The following is a 22,655-nucleotide window of genomic DNA, read 5'->3' as shown; positions in this document are numbered from 1 at the left end:
AACGAAGTTTTGCGCATATCGATATCGCGCGCGGCGCGAAGCGGATGACGCGCGCGGGCGGCCATTCGCATGCGGCGCATCGTGCTGTGCATCTGCGTGCATCGCATCGCGTTGATTCGATTGCGGTTTCCCGCACGGCTCCCCTCTCAGCCGAGGCGCACGTACGCGCCGCCGGCCATCGCGAAGATCACACTCTTCGCAGTTTTCGCGCTGTCGATAGCAAAAATCATTATATGAATTGCGCATGCTCGCACTCCTACAATGCGCAAATCGCATCATCGGAACGCGTCATGGAGCTGCATCAACTCGAAGCCTTTTCCGCAGTCATGTCGGCCGGCAGCGTGACCGGCGCGGGCGAACTGCTCGGCCGCTCGCAGCCGGCCGTCACGCGGCAGATCCAGGAGCTCGAAGCCGATCTCGGCTACGCGCTGTTCGACCGGCACGGCCCGCGCGTCACGCCGACGCGGCGCGCGTTCCTGCTGTACGAGGAAGTCGAGCGCTCGCTGGTCGGCCTGCGCGCGATCGAGGCGCGGGCACGCGCGCTCGGCGACGAAACGGCCGAACCCGTGCGCATCGCGGCGACGCCGTCGCTCGCGGCCACGCTCGTGCCGGCCGCGCTCGCCGCGCTGCCCGACTGCGCACACGCCCCGCACTACCAGTTGCGCAGCGAATCGGCCGAGCATGTCGTGCATGAAGTGCTGGCCGGCACGGCGGATATCGGCGTCGTCACGCTGCCGATGGCGCACGCGGGGCTCGACGTGCACTGGATCGCGCAGACGCCATGCGTCGCCGTGCTGCCCGCCGGCGATCCGCTCGCGGCGAAGCCGCGCATCGCGCTGCGCGATCTCGCGCGCCGCCGCATCGTGACGGTCGCGAACCGGCACCGGCTGCGCCAGCGGATCGATGCGGCATTCGCGGCCGCGCGCGTCGATGCGCGCGTGTTCATCGAAACCAATGCGTCGTTGAATGCGGTGATGACCGCGCGCGCGGGCATCGGGATCGGCATCGTCGATCCGGCCACGGGCGTCGCGCTGCCGGTGGACGGCGTCGTCGCGCGCCCGCTCGACGTCGACATCCCGTTCGCGTTCGGCGTCGCGACGCCGGCCGGCAAGGCGCGCACCGCGGCCGTCGATGCGCTGCTCGACGCGCTGCACCGCACGACGCGCGCGCTGCTCGACGACGTGACCTTTCACGACGCCGCCGCGCACGACGCGCTGCTGCGCGGCGACCGGCTGCGCAGCGAGCGCGCGCCACACCCGCCTCGCACGACACGTGCACGCCGCACCCGCCCGGAGGCCGCATGACGACGCCGCTCGACGCACTTGAAGCGCGGCTCGCGCAGGACTTGCGCTGGCTCGACCTGCCCGCGCCGTCGTGGGTGCCGCCGCGCGAGGCCGACGGCACGCGCGTGCTCGACGTCGCGATCGTCGGCGGCGGCATGGCGGGGCTCGCGGCTTCCGCCGAACTGCGCCTGCTCGGCATCGACAACCAGTGCGTGATCGACCGCGCGCCGGCCGGCTACGAAGGGCCGTGGGTCACGTTCGCGCGGATGGACACGCTGCGCTCGCCGAAGCAGCTCGCGGGCCCCGCGCTCGGCCTGCCCGCGCTGACGTTCCGCGCGTGGTTCGAGGCGCAATACGGCCGCGACGCGTGGGATGCGCTCTACAAGATTCCACGCACGCAATGGATGGATTACCTGCGCTGGTATCGGCGCGTGCTCGACCTGCAGGTACGCAACGACACCACGCTCGTCGCGCTGCGCCCGCGCGACGACGGGCTGCTCGCGCTCGATGTGCGCGGCAACGGCGAAGCGCAGACCCTGCTCGCGCGGCACGTCGTGCTCGCGACCGGCCGCGACGGCCTCGGCGGCCCGTACGTGCCGCCCGTCGTACAACGAGCACCGCGCACGCGCTGGGCCCACTCGTCCGAGCCGATCGACTTCGCGGCGCTTGCGGGCAAGCGCGTCGGCGTGGTCGGCGCGGGCGCATCCGCATTCGACAACGCGGGCACCGCGCTCGAAGCCGGCGCCGCGCGCGTCGATCTGTTCTTCCGCCGCGCGGACATTCCGCGCATCAACAAGCTGACCGGCATCGGCAGCCCGGGCCTCGTGCACGGCTACGCCGATCTCGACGATGAGACGAAGTGGCGCTTCATGCACTACGCGTTGACGTCGCAGACGCCGCCGCCGCGCGACAGCGTGCTGCGCGTGTCGCGCCACGAGCACGCGCATTTTCACGCGGGCAGCCCGATCGAGACGCTCGCCGAACGTGCGGACGGCCTCGACGTGACGACGACGCGCGGACGCTACACCGTCGACTTCCTGATCTTCGCGACGGGCTTTCATTCGGACTGGACGACGCGCGCGGAATTCGCGTCGTTCGGGCAGCACGTGCGGCGCTGGAAGGACCGCTATCGACCCGAACCGGGTGCATGGCTCGACGAGCTCGCCGAATCGCCCGATCTCGGCCCCGCGTTTGCGTTCCAGGAGCGCGAGCGCGGTGCGTGCCCTGCCGTCACGCGGATTCATTGCTTCAACCATGCGGCGAGCCTGAGCCACGGCAAGCTGTCCGGCGATATCCCGGCCATCAGCGCGGGTGCTCAACGGCTCGCGCGCGGCATCGCGAGCCGGCTGTTCGACGCCGACCGCGACCGGCATTACGACGCGCTCGTCGCGTATGCGAATGCGGAGCTGCAAGGCGACGAATGGCGCGACGACGACGCATGAGCGCACGTTCATCGATCACATAAACGACGAAGGGAACCTGAAACGATGACTGAATCCATCACGCCGGCCGCTGCGCCGGATACGATCGACGCAGTAGCCGGCCTGCGCGACGGCGATGCCGTGACCGCGCTGCGCCGCGCGCGCGACAAGGTGCTGCTCCATACGCGGCTGAGCGAAGCCGCGCTATTCGATCCGGCGTTGCCCGATCTTTCGTTGGTCGAAAGACTGCATGCGGCACGATACGTCGCGCAGAAATCGAACGCGCACGCACTGGCCTCGACGTATCGCACGCGGCTGCTCGATGCGGGCGGCACCGCCGAGGACATCGTGCGCGCCGACGCCGATGCGTTCGACACGCTTGCCCCGCGACTTGGCGCGATCCTCGCTCATGCGCGGCTATTGACACAGGCGCCCGTCGACGCACGCACGTCCGATCTCGATGCACTGAAGTCGGCCGGACTCACGACGCCCGCGATCGTCGCGCTGTCGCAGCTGGTTGCGTTCGTCGCGTATCAGTTGCGCGTCGCGGCTGCCGCGCAAGCGCTTCAGGCACGCGCCGCAAAGGAGGCCGCATGACGACGGCCGCCCACGGCTTCACGTCCGAAACGCTCGGCTGGCGCGCGTGGCTCGACACGGTATCGCTCGATGCCGCGACGCCCGATCAGCTTGCGGTGCTCGAAGCGAGCCACCCGCACGCGAAAACATCCGACTACTACCTGCTGCTCGTCCACCTGCCCGAAATCCTGCGGCAGCGCTCGGGCGTGTTCAACGCGATCATGTACGGCCCCGGCGGGCTGTCGCGCGCGGAGCGCGAACTCGCCAGCACGGCCGTGTCGCGCGTGAACGGCTGCGTGTATTGCGCGTCGGTGCATGCGCAGCGCTTCGCACAGCTCGCGAAACGCACCGATGCGATCGAGCAGGTGTTCGACGATCCGGCGACGGCCGGCACGACGGCACGCGAACGCGCGATCGTGCGTTATGCGATCGCGCTGACCGAACGGCCCGATACGATCGACGCGGACGATATCGCCGCGCTTGAAGCCGAAGGGCTGACACATGAGGAGATTCTCGACCTGTCGCACGCGGTCGCGATCTTCGCGTGGGCAAACCGGTTGATGCTGACGCTGGGGGAGCCGGTGTTTCCGGAGTCGGCAGCAAGCGCCTGACGCGCTTGCGAGCACGCCTGCACGCGGGCCATGCCCGCGTCACGCCTTGTGCGTCGACAACAAAATACTCGTCTCGGTATTCGCAATCCCGTCGATCAACCGGATCGCGCCGAGCACGCGATCGAAATGCTCGAGCGAATCGGCATGCAATTCGGCGACGAGATCCCAGCGCCCATTGGTGCTGTGGATCGATGCGACGTTCGGATGCCCGCGCAGCACCTTCACCACTTCCGCGCCGCGATTGCCCTGCACCGCGATCGACATCAGCGCGCGGATCCGGTGCCGTTCGGCCGCCGGCTTGAGCCGCACCGTATAACCGACGATCACGCCGTTTTTCTCCAGCCGAGTCAGCCGGTTCTGCACGGTCGCGCGCGCGACGCGCAATTCCTTCGCCAGCGCGACGACGGGTAGTCGCGCGTTGTCGCGCAGCAGTGCGATGAGCTGCCGGTCGACGTCGTCGAGCGTGATCATGTGCGGGCCTTCCTGTTGAGCGTGAACCGGCCGCCAGCGTGCCGGAGGCTGCGCATTCCGACCAGCACAGACCTGACAAACTGCCGGATATGGCTGGCAATTTGCCAAGTCTATCGATAAATCTGCCACTTTTGCCGTCTTTTTGTTGGCTCGACTCCCGGAAATAATGACTCCATCGACCGGCCGAATGAGCCGCGCCGCCGCTTTTCAGCAAGCCCGCGCCCGAGCCCAAGCACCGCCCGGTCGACCGGAATGCCAGAACACCCGTACCGGCAAAGACAATGGAGACAGACCGATGACTCGCTTCCTCGACGTTCCCGCCACCGCCCGACTGATCGCCAGGACCGGCGTCACGACGTTCCTGCGCGAACTCGTCGACACGCTGCGCGCCGATTACCTGCACTGGGCCGATTTCGACAAGTCGCCGCGCGTCGCGTGCCACTCGCGCGACGGCGTGATCGAACTGATGCCCGTCGCGAACGCGTCGCTGTTCGCGTTCAAGTACGTAAACGGCCACCCCGTCAACGCGGCGCGTGGAATGCACACGGTGATGGCATTCGGCGCGCTCGCCGAAGTCGATACCGGCTACCCGCTGCTGCTCGCCGAACTCACGCTGACGACCGCGCTGCGCACGGCCGCCACGTCGGTGCTCGCCGCACAGGTACTCGCACGGCCCGACGCGCGCACGATGGCGCTGATCGGCAACGGCGCGCAGAGCGAATTCCAGGCAATCGCGTTCCATACGCTGCTCGGCATCGACGAAATCCGCGTGTTCGACGTCGATCCGCTCGCGACCGACAAGCTCGTGCAGAACCTCGCCGCGTATCCGAAGTTGCGCGTTGTGCGCGCCGCGTCGACCGCCGATGCCGTGCGCGGCGCCGACATCGTGACAACCGTCACCGCCGACAAGGCGTACGCGACGATCGTCACGGCCGACATGGTCGAGCCCGGCATGCACCTGAACGCCGTGGGCGGCGATTGCCCCGGCAAGACCGAGCTCGAAGCGGGCGTGCTGCACGCGGGCCGCGTGTTCGTCGAATTCGAGCCGCAGTCCCGCATCGAGGGCGAGATCCAGCAGATGCCGGCCGACTTCCCCGTCACCGAGCTGTGGCGCGTGCTGCAGCGCGAAACGACCGGCCGCGAACGCGCGGACGAGGTCACGGTGTTCGACTCGGTCGGCTTCGCGCTCGAGGATTATTCGGCGCTGCGCTACCTGTACGCACTCGCGCAGCAGCACAACGCGGGCGTCGAGATCGCGCTGATTCCGCCGGCCGTCGACCCGAAGAACCTGTTCGCGCTGATCGACGATCCGGCAGCGATCGCGCAGGGTCACGCGGCATTCGTCACCGAAGCCGTCGCCGCATTCGCGCGCTGACCGTCATCGCCGGGTGGCCTGTGCGCCGCCCGGTTCCCTGCCTTTCGCTCCTGCCTTCCATGAATCTCGTATCGATCCAGGCGCCGGCCGCCGTCGTGATGATCCGGCCGCACCGCTTCCTGCCGAACCCGCAGACCGTGGCCGACAACGCGTTCCAGCGCACGGCCGGCAGCGGCGCAGCTGACACGTCGTCGGTATCCGCCGCCGCGCTCGACGAAGTCACGGCCGCCGCGCAGACGCTCGCCGACGCGGGCGTGCGCGTGCACGTGTTCGACGACCACGGCGAGCGCGACACGCCCGACTCCGTGTTCCCGAACAACTGGTTCTCGACGCATCCGGGCGGTCACGTCGCGCTGTATCCGATGCACAGCCCGAACCGCCGCCGCGAGCGGCGTGCGGACATCGTCGAGATGCTGAAGGCCGAGTATCGCGTGCAGGACGTGATCGACTATTCGGGTCTCGAATACGACGACGTGTTCCTGGAAGGCACGGGCGCGATGGTGCTCGACCACGTTGCGCGGATCGCGTACGCCGCGCGTTCGCGCCGCGCCGATCCGGTCGCGCTCGAACGCTTCTGCGCGCACTTCAATTTCGAGCCGATCTGCTTCGATACGGCCGATGCCGACGGGCGCCCGATCTATCACACGAACGTGATGATGAGCGTCGCGACGGAGTTCGCGATGGTCGGCCTCGACCTGATCGCCGACGGCCGGCGCCGCGCCGAGATCGCGCAACGCCTGACCGAAACGGGGCGCGCGGTGATCGCGCTCGATCAGTCGCAGATCGCGAACTTCGCGGGCAATACGCTGGAATTGTCGGGAACAAACGGGCGCGTGCTCGCGCTGTCGCGGCGTGCGTTCGATTGCCTCACACCCGACCAGCGCGCGACGATCGAGCGCTCCGCGCGGCTGCTGCCGCTCGACGTGCCGACGATCGAACTGGCCGGCGGGTCGGTGCGCTGCATGCTCGCGGGAATTCATCTCGCGCGGCGGGCAAGCGTGCCGGATGCGATCGCCGTGGAATCGGCCTCATTGCCACGCGAGACGACGTCGCAGATCTGACCGGCAGGCTCACAAAGCGCAAACGGCTGCCGATGCGATGCAACGGCAGCCGTTTTCTTGTTCTGACGACATCGAATCGGCGAGCGTCAGCCCGCATCGGCAACGCCGCGGAATGCTCCGGAATCCGAACGATACCGGAGCACATCTCGCCACTTATCCGGCCAGCAGCTTCAACCCGGCCGGCAGCGTCTCGCCGAACACGCGCACTGTGTCGGCTTCGTCGAACGCGATCGCTTCGCGCACCATGTCGATCCACGCAGCCGACGCATTCGCGGCCGACAGACGCTTGATCACCGCGTCGCGCGTATCGTCCGGCAGGTCGCGCGAACGGTCGCCGGTCATACGCGCAATCTGCGCGGCCGCGAACGCGGCCGGCTCGACCTGCTTCCAGTCGAGCGCGAACAGCGCGTCGAGCCAGCCGTTCGCGACTTCCGCAGGCACGACACTGTGCGCGCTGCCGTAGAACGGCCGGCGCGCCCCAATGCGCCCGAGCGCCCACGCGCACAGCGCACGGTCCGCCGGCTTCTGCAATTGCGCGATCATGCGTTCGGCCAGCTCGACCTTGCGCTCGACGGGCAGCCGTTCGAGCGACGCGGACAGCCGCGTCATGTCGGCAGGGCCGACCTTGCCCGGATCGAAGGGCAGTTTGCGCCGCCTGTCGTCGGACGGTTCGAGGAACGCGATCGCGTCGCGCACCTGCGTCTGCGCATCGTCGTCGAGACCGCCGGCCACGCGCCGCCACAGCGTCCACCACTCGGACCACACCTGCCCGTCGTTCACGTATTGAATCCCGTCGTCGAACAGCGGCCACAGCTGTTCGATGCGCCACGCATCGAGCGGATGGCCGAAGCCCGGACGCAGGCAATAACCGGCGAGGTTCAGCCACGCGCGTTCGTGATCGGCCGAGCGCCGGCGCCGCCGCGCTCGCGCGAGCAACGCGTCGAACAGTTCGCGTGCGAGCGCGACGTCCCATTCTTCGCGCGCGCCGAGCACCTGTTCGAGCTGCGCGCGCAGTCGGCGCGTGTCCTTTGGCGTGACGTCCGCGGCCTTGCTGCCGAACGAGCGCTCGATCAGCTCGATCGCTTGGTCAAGCCGCGGATGCCGCGCGGGCGCATCGTCGCCACCGTGCGCCGTCGCATCGCCGCGCAACTGGAATTCGAGCCGCCAGCGGCGTGCCGCGTCGTCGGTCGCGATGCAATGCATTTCGAGCGTGCCGACCTCGGTCAGCGACGCGGTGAGCTTCACCGGCGTTTCGCGCGCATCGCTGCCCGCCTGTCGCTCGACGACCGTCGCGATCGGCGGCAGCCGCACGAAATCGCCGTCCTTCAATTCAACGAGATCGCCAGGGCGATACGCGGTCTCGGCCACCGTCGACACGAGGTGGAAACGCACCGGCTGCCCGAGCTGCAGCGCGAACGTACGATCCTCGAGCCGGATCTCGCGGCCCTCTTCCGCGCCACGCGGCAGCAGGCAGACGCCGCGCGCGGCTGCGTCGCCGGCGCCATCGTCGAGTACGAGGAAATAGCTGCGCGCGGAACCGCCGCCGATGCGCGGCGCATGCCCGGCGCGCGCAAGCCCGTAGGCCACCGTGCCGCGCGCAACGGCCACGTCCGGATGCGCGTTGTGCAGCACGTCGAGCGGCGCGCCGCGCCACGCGCCGAGCGTCTGCGCGAGACGGCCGGCGAGCGCGCCCGCGCGGAACACGCCGCCGTTGAGCAGCAGCGTGTCGGGCAGCGGGCCTTCCGCATGACGGCTCAGGAACGCGGCGACGTGCCGCGTGACGGCCGGGTCGCTCGCATACGGCAGCCCGAATTCGACGATCGCGGCCCGTGCACGGCGCGGCAGTTCGCCGGCCTCGACCTGCGGAAAGAAACCGTCGACGACGATCTGTTCGACTTCCTGCCGCGTCAGCTCGGCCGAACGCGCGCCGCCGACGAGCTTGCTGCCCGCGCCGAGCAGCGTCACGGTGACGGACGCCGGTGCGTCGTCGCCGAGCAGCCGCTCCTTCGCCGCACGGCAGCGCTCGACGAGCTGCGACAGGCTCGCGGCCGACAGCCGCGTGCCGGGCTCCGTCAGCCGCGTCTCGACCAGGCGCGCGAGCGCGAGGTCCATGTTGTCGCCGCCGAGCATCAGGTGGTTGCCGACACCGACGCGCGTAAAGGTCGGCTCGCCGTCGTCGCCCGGTGCGACATCGACGAGCGTGAGGTCGGTCGTGCCGCCGCCGACGTCGCAGATCAGCACCCGCCGCGCATTGGCGAAGGTGTCGCGCAACGTCGCGCGCTGACCGTACAGCCAGTCGTAGAACGCGGCCTGCGGCTCTTCCAGCAGCCGCAGCGCGGGCAGCCGCGCGCGCCGCGCGGCCTCGACCGTCAACGCGCGCGCGCCGTCGTCGAACGACGCGGGCACCGTCAGGATCACGTCCTGCTTCGCGAGCGGCGCGTCGGGAAAACGGGTATCCCACGCGTCGCGCACATGCGCGAGATAGCTCGCGCTCGCGTCGACCGGCGATACCTTGTCGACGCCGTCGGCCGCGCCCCACGGCAGGATCGCCGCGAGCCGGTCGACCGATGCGTGCGACAGCCAGCTCTTCGCGCTCGTCACGAGGCGGCCCGGCACCTGCGCGCCGAGCGTGCGTGCATAGCGGCCGATCACGGGCGGCAGCGCGTCACCGGCGCCGCCGTCACGACCGGCTGACCCGCCGTCACGGCCGCCGCCCGAACGGGCGGCCGCATCGCGCGCGCCGGCCGCCTGCCACGGCAACCTCAACGCGTCCGCCGCGAGCTCACCGGCCGCCGGGTGATAGCGCACCGACGGCAGCAGCGGCTGCGCGGCCACCGCGCCGGGGCCGACCAGCTGCTCGACGTCGAACACGCGGATCGCGTCGGAGCCGGCCTCGACGTATGCGACGACCGTATTGCTCGTGCCGAGGTCGATGCCGACCGTATAGCGCTTCATCGCGCTCAGGCGGCGCCGCGCACGTCGAACTCGACCTTCCAGCGCTCGTTCGTGCCGCTCGGGATCGCCTCGAGTTCGAGCGTGCCGGCTTCGGTCACGCGCGCATGCAGCTTCACCGGCACGATCTCGCCGGTCGTGCGCCCTTCGGCAGGCAGCGTCGCCTGGATTTCCTCGAGCTCCTGCAATTCTTCCGGCGACCAGTAGTCGAGCAGCGTGCCGACCTGATCCTGGCGGCGCACCGACGAACCGAAGAAGCGGAACTGCACCGGCTCGCCGACGACGAGGCCGAACTCCTGCGGCGGCAGCGCCGCGTCCGAGCCTTCCTCCATCCCGAACGGTGCGACGCACAGCGCCTGCACCGGCGGTTCGAGCCCCGGCACCGCGGGCATCGCCGATTCGATCGCGACGTAGTACGCACGCGCCGTGCCGCCGCGAATGCGCACGCCGCGGCCGCGCTTCACGAAGCCGTAGTAAGCCGCGCCGCGCGCGACCGCGAGATCGAGATCGGCGCCTTCGAGCAGGCGCGCGGGCGGCGCGCCTTCGGCGGCCAGCCAGCTATTGAGCGTATCGAGCACGCGCTGCGTGAGCAGCGCCGACTTGAACACGCCGCCGTTGAACAGCACGGCCGTCGGATGCAGGAACGTCGCGCCCTGCGGCAGCGTGCGCTGCACGCCTTCGAGCGTGTCGAGCGCCGCGACCTGGCGGCCGAGGAACGCCGCGAGGTGGCGCGTGATGCCCGCATCCTGCGCATACGGCAGGCCGAGCTGCGTCAGGCCGACGCGCGCGCGGCTCACCGGGCGCGCGGCCGCATCGACCTGCGGGAAAAAGCCTTCGAGGATCGTCTGCGTGAGTTCCGCGCGCGTGAGCTCCGTGCGGATCGAACCGCCGATCAGCTTCGAGCCGCGGCTCGGCACGACGAGCGGCACCGCGTCGGTGGTCGGGTCGGACAGCAGCGTTTCCTTCGCCGAGCGGCACGCATAGGTCAGCGCGCGCAGCTGCCACGGATCGGCCTGCGTGCCCTGCTGCGCGAGCTTGCGCGCGACCACGTGCGCGAGCGCGAGGTCCATGTTGTCGCCGCCGAGCAGGATGTGCTCGCCGACCGCCACGCGATGCAGTTCGAGATTGCCGTCGCGCTCGACCACCGCGATCAGCGACAGGTCGGTCGTGCCGCCGCCGACGTCGACGCACAGGATCAGGTCGCCGACCTGCACCTGCTTGCGCCAGCCGCCTTCGCTCTTCTGGATCCAGCTGTACAGCGCGGCCTGCGGCTCCTCGAGCAGCGTCATCCGCGTGTAGCCGGCGGCGCGCGCGGCCTCGGCCGTCAGTTCGCGCGCGGCCGGATCGAACGATGCGGGGATCGTCACGGTCACGTCCTGGTCGGCGAACGGTGCATCCGGATGCGCGTGGTCCCACGCTTCGCGCAGGTGCGTCAGGTAGCGGATCGAGCTTTCCAGCGGCGACACGCGTGACACTTCGGGCGGCGCATCGCTCGGCAGGATCGCCGCGCGGCGATCGACGCCCGGGTGGCACAGCCAGCTTTTCGCGCTCGACACGAGGCGGATCGGCGTGCCGGCGCCGCGCGTGCGCGCCATCTCGCCGACCGCGAAGCCGCGCGAGGCCGTCCACGGCAGCGTCAGGTCGCCCTGCGTCAGTTCGCTTTCATGCGGCAGATAGAGGAACGACGGCAACAGGTCGCGCGATTCCAGCGCGCCGGGCGCGGTGAGCTGCGCGATCGGCAGCACCTGCTGCGTGATGTTTTCGCCGTCGCTGGCAGTGCTGTCGACGTACGACAGCGCGCAGTGGGTCGTACCGAGGTCGATACCGATCGAATAGCGCGGATCGCTCACAGTTCCACCTCCGCCGGTGCGACCACCGATGCGTCGTGGCTGCCCGTCAGCTTCGGCAGGCGCACGTCGGCGACGCGCCAGCCGCGATGGCTGACCGTGCCCGTGAACGGCGCCGAACCGACCACGTTGCCCGTCACGCGCACGGCCGTCGCGTCGAAACCGGCCGGCAGCGTCACACGGCTGCCTTCGGCTTCGTCGCGCACCGGCACGATCGTGAAGTGTTCGCGCAGCGCCGCACGGCAACCGTCGTGCACGAGGCGCGCGGCCGCGCCGATGTCGGCGTCCGCGTAGCCGGCGATGTCTTCCTCGACGAAGTCGATGAAGCGCGCATCGCGCTGCAGTAGGCCGAGCAGTTGCAGCGCGGCCTGCGGGCTCGCTTCGCGCAGCTCGGGCGCCGGGGCCTTCACGGGCGCAGGTGCGGGCGCCGGGGCCGGTGCGGCCGCGGGTGCCGGCGCGACCGGTGCCGGGGCGCCATCGCGCACGCGCAGCACGCCGGCCGCGAACTCGCGGTTGCCGAGCACGGAGAAGAACGTGCCGACGGCAAGCGACAGCCGGCCGAAGAAGGACAGGTTGGATTCGGGCATGGGGTCTGGACTCCTGTGGGCTCGCGACTGGGCGAGCAATCTTGCCTGGGCGCCCGGTGGCGGCGTGCGCGATGCGCACTGCCGCCGCCCGGCGCGTGATTCGGACGCGCCCTCGCGGGTGCGGAAAACCCGTATTTTGCCCTGTGGCGGGCGAACCGGGCAGAAGTCGGGGGACAGAACATCTCGGCGCGACGGTTTGGGCCGCGCCGGATCGCGCCGGATTGCACGTCAGGCGCGATCGATCGGGATGCTGCGGCGCGTCAGCGCGTGTAGCCCCGCAGCGCAGCCTTCGCTTCGAAATCGCGCGACAGCATGCCGAGCGTGACTTCGCCGAAGCGCGCCAGCAACGATGCTTCGGCATCCTTCAACGTCGCCGACAGATGCGCGTTGACGGCCTGTTCGACCAGGCATTCGGGCTCGTCCTCGGGCACCAGATCGGAGAACAGCGGCGGCTCGCCCACCGCGCGATAGACGTCAAGCAGCGTGATGTCGTCGAGCGCGACGCTCAGCACCCAGCCGCCGCCGTGCCCTTTCTCCGACTGCACGTAGCCGCAGTCGCGCAGGCCGCCGAGCAGGCGCCGCACGACGACCGGATTCGTGCACAGCATCGTCGCGATCGCCTCCGACGTCAGCGGGCCGTCGGCCTGGTCCATGTGGATCAGCGCATGCAGCATGCGCGACAAACGGCTGTCGGTTCTCACGGGCGGCGCCCCCTTTCTCGAAACTTCTGAAGTTGCATGAATGATACCATCGCCCTATCATGCAACTTCACGTGTTTCATGAGTTGGCCGCCATCGGGACACGTCCGTCATTCACGCAGGTTCAGGAACAGGAGCGGATGCATGCATAACCATCATGAAGTGATCGTGGTCGGCGGCAGCTTTGCGGGGCTGTCGGCCGCGATGCAGCTGGCGCGGGCGCGACGCCGCGTGCTCGTGATCGACGCAGGCCGGCCGCGCAACCGCTTTGCCGAACACGCGCACGGCTTTTTCGGGCAGGACGGCAAGCCGCCCGCGCAGATCGTTGCCGAAGCCGTCACGCAACTCGACGCGTATCCGACCGTGCAGCGGTTCGACGGCGAAGTGAGCACGGCCGAGCGCGATGCCGACGGCCGCTTCCACGTGACGCTGTCGGACGGCCGCCGCGCGAGCGCCGACCGGCTGATTCTCGCGACCGGCATCCGCGACGAACTGCCCGCGCTGCCGGGGCTCGCGGAACGCTGGGGCATCAGCGTGCTGCATTGTCCGTATTGCCATGGGTACGAGGTAAGTGGCCAGCGGCTCGGCGTGCTCGCCACGCATCCGCTTTCCGTGCATCAGGCGATCCTGATTCCGGACTGGGGCCCGACGACATGGTTCACGCAGGGCGTGGTCGATCCGAATGAAGAAGAATCCGCGTTGCTCGACGCGCGCGGCGTGCGCATCGAGCGGTCGCCGATCGTTGAAATTCTTGGCGACGCACCGCGTATCGAAGCGCTGCGGCTCGCCGACGGGCAGGTCGTGCCGATCGATGCGCTGTTCGTCGGCGCGCGCACGGTAATGGCGAGCGATCTCGCGCAGCAGCTCGGTTGCGCGTTCGACGAAGGGCCGCTTGGCCCGGTCGTCCGAGTCGATACGTGGAAGCAGACGAGCGTCGCAGGGGTATTCGCGGCCGGCGACGCGTCGACGCCGATGACCAACGCGACGTTCGCGTCGGCATCCGGTGTGACGGCGGGGATCGCCGCGCATCGGTCGCTGATTTTCGGGCTGCACGCGTGACGCGGCGTGCAGCCGGAGATCACGAGACGCGCGCCGCCGCGTCCGCCGCCGGTTCCGCACCACCCTCCGTGCTGCACTCCTCCAGCGAAATCCGCTGCGTCTCGCGCCCGTTGATCCGCCACCGGCCCCGGCACGCGAGCAAAAGCAGCACGATCAACGCGGCCGACGACGAGCCGGCCATCGTATAGACGTTCGTGAGCATCAGCGGCGCGATCACGGCGTCGAGCCCCGTTGCCCGAATCCGCGCCGGCATTTCGCCGCATCGATGGATTCGCGGCGTGATGTGCGGTTTAATGCTCGGCAACACCAGCATTAAGGGACATGAAATGCTCGATCTCGACGACCTTCGACTCGTTCGCGCGATCGGCGCGTCGCGTTCATTGGCCGCTGCGGCGCGCCTGCTCGATCTCACGCCGCCCGCGGTCACGATTCGCCTGCAGCGAATGGAGGCGCGATTGAACGCACGGCTCGCCGTGCGGCAGTCGCAAGGGATCGCGTTGACCGACGAAGGACAACGGCTGTACCAGGAAGCCGTCGATATCCTCGAGCGCGTGGAGGCGCTGCCGGTCAGCATCTCGGGCGACCACGGCGACGTGCAAGGCACGCTGCGCGTCGTCGCCCCGTTCGGTTTCGGGCGTAAGTACGTCGCGCGGATCGTGCGCGACGTGCAACGCGCGCATCCGAAGCTCGAAATTTCGCTCCACCTGTCGGAGAGCCCGTTGACGAGCGCATCGGCTGCCGACGTGGTCGTGCACGTCGGCAGCCTCAAGTCCTCGTCGTGGATCGGCTATCCGCTCGCGCCCAACGAGCGTTTCCTGTGTGCAAGCCCCGGCTACGCGCGTCGCATCAAGGAGCTGAATCATCCTTCCGACCTGGCCCGATACGACTGCCTGTGCCTGCGCGAGAACGACGAGGACATTCCGCGATGGCGCTTCTCGCCGAGCGGCGACGATCGACACGAGTCCCGACGGTCGACCGTGATCCGCGTCACGGGCGCGCTGTCCTCCAACGACGGCACCGTCATCACCGATTGGGCCTTGGCCGGGCTCGGGATCGTGGAACGCTCGGAATGGGACGTCGCCCCGCTGCTGGCGAACGGCAAGCTCGTCCGGTTGCTGCCCGACTGGAGCCTGCCGCCCGCACCTGTCACGGCGCTGTTGCCGTCGCGCACCGGCCGATCCGCGCGGCAACGGGTTTTTCTCGAAGCCGCGCGGCAGTTCCTCGATCCGCCGCCGTGGCGCGGCAAGGCATGAGCCGCGCCACGGTCCGGGAGATTCATTCTCAATTAAACGTCGCTTAATGATGGATTAGTCACGCGTTAAACATCGTGACCGTCGGTTGCCCTACAGTGTTCGCGTCGGCAACACTCAGAGGCAACGCATCGTGGACATTCAAACCCTCAACACCCCGGCCGCATTGATCGATGTCGGCCGCATGCGTCGCAACATCGATCGCATGCAGGCGCATCTGGACGCACTCGGCGTCAAGTTCCGGCCGCACGTCAAGACCACCAAATGCCGGCAAGTCGTCGACGCGCAAATCGCAGCGGGTGCGCAGGGCATCACGGTGTCGACGCTCAAGGAAGCCGAGCAGTTCTTCGCGGGCGGCGTCCGGGACATCGTCTATGCGGTCGGCATGGTGCCCGCGAAGCTGGGCCAGGCGCTTGCGCTGCGCCGGCAGGGCTGCGACCTGAAGATCGTCGCCGACAGTCTGCAGGCCGCGCACGCAATCGCCGCATTCGGGCGCGAGCACGGCGAGCGCTTCGAAGTCTGGATCGAAGTCGACGTCGACGGCCATCGCTCGGGCGTCCCGCCCGAAGACGACCTGCTGATCGACGTGGGCCGCGCACTGGTCGACGGCGGGATGGAGCTTGGCGGGGTGCTCGCTCACGCGGGCTCCAGCTACGACTACAACACACGGGACGCGCTGGTGGCGATCGCCGAACAGGAGCGCAGCCGCACCGTGAGGGCCGCGGAGCGACTCAGGGCCGCCGGGTTGCCCTGCCCGGTCGTCAGTATCGGGTCGACGCCGACTGCACTGTCTGCAGAAAACCTCGACGGTGTCACCGAGGTTCGCGCCGGCGTGTATGTGCTGTTCGACCTCGTCATGCACAACGTCGGCGTGTGCGAGCTGTCCGACATCGCGTTGTCGGTGCTGACGACCGTCATCGGGCATCAGGAAGAGAAAGGCTGGGCGATCGTCGACGCGGGCTGGATGGCGATGAGCCGCGACCGCGGCACGCAGCGCCAGGCCCGCGATTTCGGCTACGGGCAGGTCTGCACCGAAGACGGCGACGTGCTCGGCGACTACGTCGTGAGCGCAGCGAACCAGGAGCATGGCATCGTGTCGCGCGCGGGCTCGCCCGACACGGGCATCGCGCAGCGGCTTCCGATCGGAACGCGCCTGCGCATCCTGCCGAACCACGCGTGCGCCACCGGCGCGCAACATCCCGAGTATCAGGCCGTCGGTGAAGACGGCACCGCACACGTGTGGCCGCGCTTCTACGGATGGTGAGCGGCGCCCCCTCCCATCGAAGCCATCTCGCCCACACATTGACTATTTGTCTAAATCTGGACACACTTTAAACCTTCCCGATTCGCCTTGCGGCGGAAAGCCTGACCCGACATGCCGACAGACGCCCGACTCCTTCTTCTCGACCGCGATGCCGTCGAACCCGCCCTTCAGGCCGAGCAAGTGATGGCCGCGGTGCGGGAAGCTTTCGTGCTGCACAGCCAAAGGGCCGGACGCGTGTTCCCGGTGGTCCGCGAGAAGCTGCACACCGGTGGCGTATTCGGCATCAAGTCCGGCGACGTCGCGAGCCAGGATCTGCTCGGGTTCAAGGCGGCCGGATTCTGGCCCGGCAACCGGGCCCGCGGCGGCGAGCCGCATCAGGCAACCGTCGCGCTGTTCGATCCGGCCACGGGCCGCCCGCTCTGCATCATGGACGGCAACGCGATCACCACTGCGCGGACTGGTGCCGCTGGCGGACTCGGGCTGCAACTGCTGGCCCGCCGCGACAGCACGCGGATCTGCGTGTTCGGCACCGGCGTGCAGGCGCGCGTCCAGCTCGAATACGCGCTCAGGCTGCTGCCGCAACGTTGCACGGTGCAGTACGTGAACGTCGGCGGCGAGCCGGACCCGGTGTTCGAATCGGCATTCCGCGAACGATGCGCGATCCGCGTCGCTCTCGACCGGAACGACGCGGTGGCCAGCAGCGACGTGGTCATCACGGCAACGCCAGGCGGCGGCGCATTGTTCGATGCGGATGCGGTTCAGCCGGGTACCCATCTGACCTGCGTGGGCGCAGACACGGCGGGCAAGCGCGAACTTCCGGCCGGCGTGCTGGAACGCGCGCGTATTTTCGTCGACGATCACGATCAGGCGCGCAGCATCGGCGAGTGTCAGTGGGCACCGGATCTGCCGCGCACCGAAATCGGCGACCTGCTCGCCGGAACGGCGTCGATCGACCGCTTGCCGAGCGACGTCACCGTATTCGACATGACCGGACTCGCGCTTCAGGATTTGACTGTCGCGCGTTTCCTGTATGAGCAGGCCGCCGAGAACGGAACCGGAATCTCCGTTCCGTGGCCGTGGTAATCGACCTCCGCCCCTTCAATCATCATGCGCCTCGCCAAGGTATCCGCCCTCTCGTTCGACCTCGACGACACCCTGTGGCCGTTCGGGCCGTCCGTCGAACGCGCCGAAGCGACACTTCGCGCGTGGCTGATCGAGCACGCGCCCGATACCGCGAGCGTGCTGCCCACGCAACAGGCACTGAGCGAGCTACGTGAGGAATACGAACGTTTGTGTCCTGACCTCGTCAGCGACTATCGTGCGTTGAGAATCGGATCGATCAGGCTTGCGCTGGAACGCGCAAACGAAGATGTCGCGCTTACCGAACGTGCGTACGAAGTCTTCTATGCCGCCCGGAACCGGGTCGAGTTCTATGAAGACGCGTTGCCGGCACTGGCATGGCTGAGCGCGCGGTTTCCGTTGATCGCAGTGACCAACGGCAATGCGGACCTCCGGCTGACCGGCGGCGGCGAATTCTTTCGGGAAACGCTCAGCGCGCGTGCGTTCGGGATCGCGAAGCCGGAACCCGAAATATTCCATGCGGCGGCGGAGGCGCTCGACGTGCGTCCGGCGGAATTGCTGCATGTGGGGGACGACTTCCACCTCGATGTCGTCGGTGCATTGAATGCCGGGCTACAGGCGGCATGGGTGGTGCGTGACCATCAGTTGGAAGTGGAACGCGATCCGCAGCATGCCGCGACGCCGCACCTCACGCTCCGCGACCTGTCGATGCTGTGTCGCGCGCTCGGCGGGCCCGACAACGTATCGTGACCGCATGCGCGCGCCGCGCTCACGCTGCATGCCGCACCGCTGTGAAACGCGTCTGACCGCCGGTTGCCCCTTGCGCAAACATCGCGGTCGGCCATGCCGATGCAGCGCATGACCGACCGCCGCCCCGTCACGCCGCCTTGCGCGCCTCCGCAATCCGCTGCGGCGCCTTCGGCCGCGCATACAGCCGGTCGAGATACGCCCGCAGTTGCGGAAACGGTTCGATCAGGTTGCATTCGCTGGCCCAGTCGATCAGGTAGGCCGTCACGCAATCGGCCACCGTCAGCGTGTCGCCGACGATGAACTCGCGCCCTTCGAGATGCTCGTCGAGGATCGCGGCCATCGTCGCGAAATCCTCGCGCGCCAGTTCGATGTCGGCCGGCGAGCGCTTCTCCGGCGGATAAAGGAACGTGTGCCGCGTGATCCGCCACAGCGGCTGCTCGAGCTCCGTCACCGCGAACATGACCCACCGATAGGCCTGGGCGCGCAGCGCCGGATCGATCGGCAGCAGCGCCTTCTCCGGGTACTTGTCCGCGAGATACAGCACGATCGCGGCCGACTCGGGAATCACGCGGTCGCCGTCCACCAGCACGGGCACCTTGCCGGCCGGATTGACGCGCAGGAATTCGGGCCGCTTGTGCTCGCCCGCGAGCAAGTTGACCGACACGAATTCGAAATCCGCATCCAGTTCCTTCAGCCCCCACAGCGCACGTTGCGAGCGGGTGCCGGCAAATCCGTAAAGCTTCATCGCATGTCTCCATCCAGAATGTCGGGGAAATCTCCGCATGCAGGCCACGGCGCATCGACGCATCGACGCATCGACGCAACGCGACACGCTGCGACCGGCGTCGCTCACACGCCGGGAATCGGCAGCACCGGCATCACGTCGATCTTCTCGCCCGGGAAAATCGTGAAATGCGGATGGCCTTCGAACATCGCGGCCGCCGCGTCGTGCGAAGCAGCACGCACGACCGAAAACGCGCCCATCGCGTTGGCCGTGTCCTTCACGCCGCCGGCGTCGACGGTCTTGGTCTTGCCGAGCGGCCCGCCCAGCTCGACGACCGCGTCGCGATGGCGTTCGACCCACGCCTTCCATGCCGCGATGCCTTCCTGCTCTTTCGTGCGCCGCTCCTGGTCCGAAAGCGCGACCCACGCCTTCATCTGCGGGCTGTCCTTGCTGCCGAGGAATACGGCGAGATACAACTGCTGTTGAGCACTCATGCTTTCTCCTCCGGTGACGGGCGCGGCGGGCTGCCGCACCTCGACCTTGACAAGATAGGTTGATATCAACACAATTGCAACATGGCACGAAAAGAAAAGCTCCCTTTCGAAACGACGCTGATGGTGCGCGATTGCTGCCTGTGCCTGCACATGCAGCGCGCGGCGCGCAACCTTGCGCGCATCTTCGACGATGTGTTGCGCCCGCTGGATCTGACCAACGGCCAGTTTTCTCTGCTGATGTCGCTGAACCGGCCGCAGCCGGCCCCGATGAAATCGGTCGCGTCGCTGCTCGCGATGGACCGCACGACGCTGACCGCCGCGCTCAAGCCGCTCGAGCGGCGCGGGCTCGTCACGATCGCGCAGGATCCGGACGACGGGCGCAGCCGCCTGCTCGAACTGACGCCGGCCGGCCATGACCTGCTGACCGAAGCGTTTCCGCTGTGGCAGCAGACGCATGCCGATATCGAACGGCACTTCGCGCCGGGGGAAGTCGATCTGTTGCGCGGTCAGTTGCGCGCGCTGTCGGAAGATCCGGCTGCGCGCGGCTGAACCGGCGCACGGATCGCGACGCGTGCCGCGTTACTTCCTGCCCTTCTTCGGCAGCAGCAGTTGCGCGAATTCCTGCAGGAAATGCACGGGGCCGTGCTCGTGCAGCGCACGCCCGCTGCTCAGCGCGCCGTCGATGACGGTCGCGAGCCGCAGCGCGAAAATTTCCGGTTCGTCGACTCGCATCGCGCTCGCCAGCTCGGTCAGCCGGCGCCGCAGTTCCTGCTTGTGCGCAACGGCGACCTTGCGGGCCGGATGGTTGTCGTCCGCATATTCGGCGGCGATGTTGATCTGCGGGCAGCCGCGATAGCCGGGGCGCGCAATGCGCTCGCCGATCCATTGAAGCTGCGCATCCAGTTCCTCGCGCGGCGTGCGCTTGTACTGCTGCGCCACCGCATCCCAATGCGCCCAGAAGTCCGCGTCCTCGCGCAGCAGGAACGCCTCGATCAGGTCGTCCTTCGTCGTGAAGTGACGATAGAGGCTCGTCTTCGCGACGCCCGCCTGCGCGACGATCAGGTCCACGCCGACCGCGCGTGTGCCTTCCCGGTAGAACAGCTCGCTGGCCGTTTGCAGAATGCGCTCGCGTGTATCGAGCGCGCCGCCTTGTGTGTCTATTCCCTTTTTCATCCCGACTCGGCCTTCCAGGGCCGCCCGTACCGCAACAGTGGACCGATCATAGCACCGCGGGGTTGACGACGCTACAGGTCTGTACTATAAAACAGACCGTTCTGTAGCGGAGTTGATCATGGACGATCGAAAGACGGTTGCGGTCTATGGCGCCACGGGTCACACCGGGCGGTTTGTCGTCGCAGAACTGGCCCGGCGCGGCGTTGGCGCGATCCGCATCGGCCGCGATGCCGCGCGGCTCGCGGAAAGCGGCACACGCGACGTCGCGCCTTCGCGCGTCGCGGCGATCGACGATCCGGCCGCGCTCGACGCTGCGTTGCGCGGCGCGGACGCCGTGATCAACTGCGCGGGCCCGTACCTCGATACCGCGCTGCCGCTGGCCGATGCCGCGCTGCGGGCCGGCATCCCCTATCTCGACCTGACGGCCGAACAGCCGTCGGTGCTGGCGCTGGCCGAACATGCCGATGCTCGTGCGCGCGCCGCGGGCGTGACCGTCGTTCCCGCCGCGGCGTTCTACGGCGGCCTGGCCGACCTGCTCGTCACGGCCGTCGTCGACCAACGCAAGCCGATCGATCGCGTCGATATCGCGACCGGCCTCGACAGCTGGCACCCGACGCGCGGCACGCGCGTGACGGGCGAACGCAATCGCGCGGTGCGGCTCGTTCATAAGGATGGCAAACCGACGCCCGTGCCGTCGACGGCACGCGAACGCGTGTGGCCGTTCCCGTCGCCGATCGGCAGCGTCGGCGTGACGCTGCTGCCGTTTTCGGAAGTGATGACACTGTCGCGTCATCTGCGCATCGATACGATCGAGTCGTGGCTCGCGACGCTCGCGCTGCGCGACGTGCGCGATGCCGCCACGCCGCCGCCCGAGCCGACCGATGCGCTGGGCCGCTCGGCGCAGCAGTTCGCGATGGACGCGATCGTCGTGCAGGACGGCACGACGCATCGCGTCACGGCGTCGGGACGCGACATCTACGCGGTCAGCGCACCGATCATCGTCGAGGCGGCCGTACGCCTGATGACGGGCAAGGCCGCGGTTTCAGGCGGCGTGCGCAGCCTCGGCGAATTGTTCGATGCGCGCGATTTCCTCGCGGCGCTCGATACGGTGGCAGTATCGTTCGGCACGACCACCGATCCGGTTTTCACAAGGAGAGACAAGCATGAGCAGCAATGAGAAAGGCGCGTATTTCCGGTCGCTTCACCGCGCGGGCCAGCCGCTGGCGCTGTTCAACGTGTGGGACGCCGGCAGCGCGCGCACTGCGGCCGACGCGGGTGCCGTCGCGCTGGCGACCGGAAGCTGGTCGGTAGCCGCGGCCAATGGTTTCGGCGATGGTGAGCAAATGCCGCGCGCGCTCATGATGGAAGTGCTCGAGCGGATCGCGCGTGCGACGGACCTGCCCGTCACCGTCGATCTCGAAAGCGGCTACGGCGAGCGGCCCGAGGATGTCGCCGAGACGATCGCGCTCAGCATCGAGGCCGGCGCAGTGGGCTGCAATCTCGAAGACAGTTTTCCGGCCACAGGCGAATTGCGCGACGTCGAAGCAGCGGCAGCGCGTCTCGCGGCGGCACGGCAGGCGGCCGATCGCGCGGGCGCCGACTACTTCATCAATGCACGCACCGACGTGTTCTTCAAGGCGCCGGCCGACACGCACGACGAACGCCTGCTCGACGAAACGCTGGCCCGCGCACGCGCTTATGCGGCGGCCGGCGCCGACGGTCTCTTCGTACCGGGCCTTCAGTCGCCCGCGCTCATTCGCAAGCTGACGGCCGCATCGCCGCTGCCCGTGAACGTGATGCGCGTCGCGGAAACGCCGACGCTGGCCGAACTCGCGGAATACGGCGTGGCCCGTATCAGCCACGGGCCGTATCCGTATCTGCAGGCGATGAAGGCGCTTGCGGCGATGGTCAAGCAAGGCAGCTAGCGGATTCACGGGACGGCCGGGCGCCGAACGATTACATCGAATGTAATCGGAGCA

At 68.5% G+C, this 22,655-nt stretch carries 23 protein-coding genes; 14 read left to right on the top strand and 9 right to left on the bottom strand.

Annotation, left to right across the window (positions count from 1 at the left end; translation table 11 throughout):
• Positions 1-290 precede the first annotated feature (290 nt).
• Genes MRS60_RS29250 through MRS60_RS29235 form a run of 4 tightly spaced genes read left to right on the top strand, consistent with a single transcriptional unit; the run spans position 291 to position 3,891 of the window.
• Positions 291-1,304 (top strand): LysR family transcriptional regulator, encoded by a 1,014-nt coding sequence (locus tag MRS60_RS29250; RefSeq protein WP_243566116.1) that lies wholly within the window; start codon positions 291-293, stop codon positions 1,302-1,304.
• Positions 1,301-2,725 (top strand): NAD(P)-binding domain-containing protein, encoded by a 1,425-nt coding sequence (locus tag MRS60_RS29245; RefSeq protein ID WP_243566115.1) that lies wholly within the window; start codon positions 1,301-1,303, stop codon positions 2,723-2,725. The genes MRS60_RS29250 and MRS60_RS29245 overlap by 4 nt, the downstream gene beginning before the upstream one ends.
• Positions 2,726-2,770: 45 nt before the next feature.
• On the top strand, positions 2,771-3,301 hold the full coding sequence (locus tag MRS60_RS29240; protein WP_243566114.1) for a CMD domain-containing protein: 531 nt from the start codon (positions 2,771-2,773) through the stop codon (positions 3,299-3,301).
• A complete protein-coding gene (locus MRS60_RS29235) occupies positions 3,298-3,891 on the top strand; it encodes a peroxidase-related enzyme (RefSeq protein WP_243566113.1) in 594 nt (197 codons plus the stop codon). The genes MRS60_RS29240 and MRS60_RS29235 overlap by 4 nt, the downstream gene beginning before the upstream one ends.
• Positions 3,892-3,930: 39 nt before the next feature.
• Here the strand turns inward: MRS60_RS29235 and MRS60_RS29230 are convergent, their stop codons facing one another.
• Entirely contained in the window at positions 3,931-4,362 is a 432-nt protein-coding gene (locus MRS60_RS29230) for an Lrp/AsnC family transcriptional regulator (RefSeq protein WP_006479718.1), read from the bottom strand.
• Between the two features lie 295 nt (positions 4,363-4,657).
• Here MRS60_RS29230 and MRS60_RS29225 point away from each other — a divergent pair, with 295 nt between their 5' ends.
• Both MRS60_RS29225 and ctlX read left to right on the top strand, forming a co-directional pair.
• Entirely contained in the window at positions 4,658-5,737 is a 1,080-nt protein-coding gene (locus MRS60_RS29225) for an ornithine cyclodeaminase (RefSeq protein WP_105389726.1), read from the top strand.
• 59 nt (positions 5,738-5,796) lie between these two features.
• Positions 5,797-6,798 carry a citrulline utilization hydrolase CtlX gene (ctlX, locus tag MRS60_RS29220; protein WP_243566112.1) on the top strand — a complete coding sequence of 334 codons (1,002 nt, stop codon included), beginning with the start codon at positions 5,797-5,799 and terminating at the stop codon, positions 6,796-6,798.
• Positions 6,799-6,951: 153 nt separating this feature from the next.
• On the opposite strand, the gene MRS60_RS29215 is transcribed toward ctlX, so the two are convergent.
• The 4 genes from MRS60_RS29215 to MRS60_RS29200 all read right to left on the bottom strand — a co-directional run bounded on the left by MRS60_RS29215 (position 6,952) and on the right by MRS60_RS29200 (position 12,885).
• Positions 6,952-9,753 carry an Hsp70 family protein gene (locus MRS60_RS29215; RefSeq protein WP_243566111.1) on the bottom strand — a complete coding sequence of 934 codons (2,802 nt, stop codon included), beginning with the start codon at positions 9,751-9,753 and terminating at the stop codon, positions 6,952-6,954.
• A gap of 5 nt (positions 9,754-9,758) precedes the next feature.
• Positions 9,759-11,600 (bottom strand): Hsp70 family protein, encoded by a 1,842-nt coding sequence (locus tag MRS60_RS29210; RefSeq protein ID WP_243566110.1) that lies wholly within the window; start codon positions 11,598-11,600, stop codon positions 9,759-9,761.
• The gene (locus MRS60_RS29205) at positions 11,597-12,184 is read right to left on the bottom strand and encodes a DUF2760 domain-containing protein (protein ID WP_034182056.1); all 588 of its coding nucleotides are present in this window, start codon (positions 12,182-12,184) and stop codon (positions 11,597-11,599) included. Before MRS60_RS29205 ends, MRS60_RS29210 begins: the two co-directional genes overlap by 4 nt.
• Before the next feature lie 260 nt (positions 12,185-12,444).
• Positions 12,445-12,885 carry an Rrf2 family transcriptional regulator gene (locus MRS60_RS29200; RefSeq protein WP_034182055.1) on the bottom strand — a complete coding sequence of 147 codons (441 nt, stop codon included), beginning with the start codon at positions 12,883-12,885 and terminating at the stop codon, positions 12,445-12,447.
• A 141-nt stretch (positions 12,886-13,026) separates the two neighbouring features.
• On the opposite strand from MRS60_RS29200, the gene MRS60_RS29195 reads away from it, so the two are divergent.
• Positions 13,027-13,941 carry an NAD(P)/FAD-dependent oxidoreductase gene (locus MRS60_RS29195; protein WP_034182054.1) on the top strand — a complete coding sequence of 305 codons (915 nt, stop codon included), beginning with the start codon at positions 13,027-13,029 and terminating at the stop codon, positions 13,939-13,941.
• Positions 13,942-13,960: 19 nt separating this feature from the next.
• On the opposite strand, the gene MRS60_RS29190 is transcribed toward MRS60_RS29195, so the two are convergent.
• Complete coding sequence (locus tag MRS60_RS29190; protein WP_243566109.1) at positions 13,961-14,143, bottom strand: hypothetical protein; 183 nt, start codon at positions 14,141-14,143, stop codon at positions 13,961-13,963.
• Between the two features lie 91 nt (positions 14,144-14,234).
• Between MRS60_RS29190 and MRS60_RS29185 the strand changes: the two genes are divergently transcribed.
• From MRS60_RS29185 to MRS60_RS29170, 4 genes are all read left to right on the top strand, one after another.
• Positions 14,235-15,194 carry a LysR substrate-binding domain-containing protein gene (locus MRS60_RS29185; RefSeq protein WP_131946321.1) on the top strand — a complete coding sequence of 320 codons (960 nt, stop codon included), beginning with the start codon at positions 14,235-14,237 and terminating at the stop codon, positions 15,192-15,194.
• 181 nt (positions 15,195-15,375) lie between these two features.
• On the top strand, positions 15,376-16,455 hold the full coding sequence (locus MRS60_RS29180; protein WP_432207856.1) for a DSD1 family PLP-dependent enzyme: 1,080 nt from the start codon (positions 15,376-15,378) through the stop codon (positions 16,453-16,455).
• 111 nt (positions 16,456-16,566) lie between these two features.
• Positions 16,567-17,538 (top strand): ornithine cyclodeaminase family protein, encoded by a 972-nt coding sequence (locus tag MRS60_RS29175; protein ID WP_131946323.1) that lies wholly within the window; start codon positions 16,567-16,569, stop codon positions 17,536-17,538.
• Positions 17,539-17,562: 24 nt separating this feature from the next.
• Entirely contained in the window at positions 17,563-18,285 is a 723-nt protein-coding gene (locus MRS60_RS29170) for an HAD family hydrolase (RefSeq protein ID WP_243566107.1), read from the top strand.
• A 127-nt stretch (positions 18,286-18,412) separates the two neighbouring features.
• Here the strand turns inward: MRS60_RS29170 and MRS60_RS29165 are convergent, their stop codons facing one another.
• Complete coding sequence (locus MRS60_RS29165; protein WP_243566106.1) at positions 18,413-19,030, bottom strand: glutathione S-transferase family protein; 618 nt, start codon at positions 19,028-19,030, stop codon at positions 18,413-18,415.
• A 104-nt stretch (positions 19,031-19,134) separates the two neighbouring features.
• Complete coding sequence (locus MRS60_RS29160; protein ID WP_175746635.1) at positions 19,135-19,503, bottom strand: YciI family protein; 369 nt, start codon at positions 19,501-19,503, stop codon at positions 19,135-19,137.
• A gap of 81 nt (positions 19,504-19,584) precedes the next feature.
• On the opposite strand from MRS60_RS29160, the gene MRS60_RS29155 reads away from it, so the two are divergent.
• A complete protein-coding gene (locus MRS60_RS29155) occupies positions 19,585-20,052 on the top strand; it encodes a MarR family winged helix-turn-helix transcriptional regulator (RefSeq protein WP_243566105.1) in 468 nt (155 codons plus the stop codon).
• Between the two features lie 30 nt (positions 20,053-20,082).
• On the opposite strand, the gene MRS60_RS29150 is transcribed toward MRS60_RS29155, so the two are convergent.
• Entirely contained in the window at positions 20,083-20,676 is a 594-nt protein-coding gene (locus MRS60_RS29150) for a TetR/AcrR family transcriptional regulator (protein ID WP_034182047.1), read from the bottom strand.
• Positions 20,677-20,794: 118 nt separating this feature from the next.
• Here MRS60_RS29150 and MRS60_RS29145 point away from each other — a divergent pair, with 118 nt between their 5' ends.
• Together MRS60_RS29145 and MRS60_RS29140 are read left to right on the top strand one after the other, a co-directional pair.
• Positions 20,795-21,853, top strand: a complete 1,059-nt coding sequence (locus MRS60_RS29145) for a saccharopine dehydrogenase family protein (RefSeq protein ID WP_243566104.1) — start codon at positions 20,795-20,797, stop codon at positions 21,851-21,853.
• Positions 21,840-22,601 (top strand): isocitrate lyase/PEP mutase family protein, encoded by a 762-nt coding sequence (locus tag MRS60_RS29140; RefSeq protein ID WP_034182045.1) that lies wholly within the window; start codon positions 21,840-21,842, stop codon positions 22,599-22,601. Before MRS60_RS29145 ends, MRS60_RS29140 begins: the two co-directional genes overlap by 14 nt.
• Positions 22,602-22,655 lie beyond the last annotated feature (54 nt).

Source organism: Burkholderia pyrrocinia (genome assembly GCF_022809715.1).
GTDB lineage: Bacteria > Pseudomonadota > Gammaproteobacteria > Burkholderiales > Burkholderiaceae > Burkholderia > Burkholderia pyrrocinia_C.
This window is presented reverse-complemented; position numbering and strand designations above follow the sequence as displayed.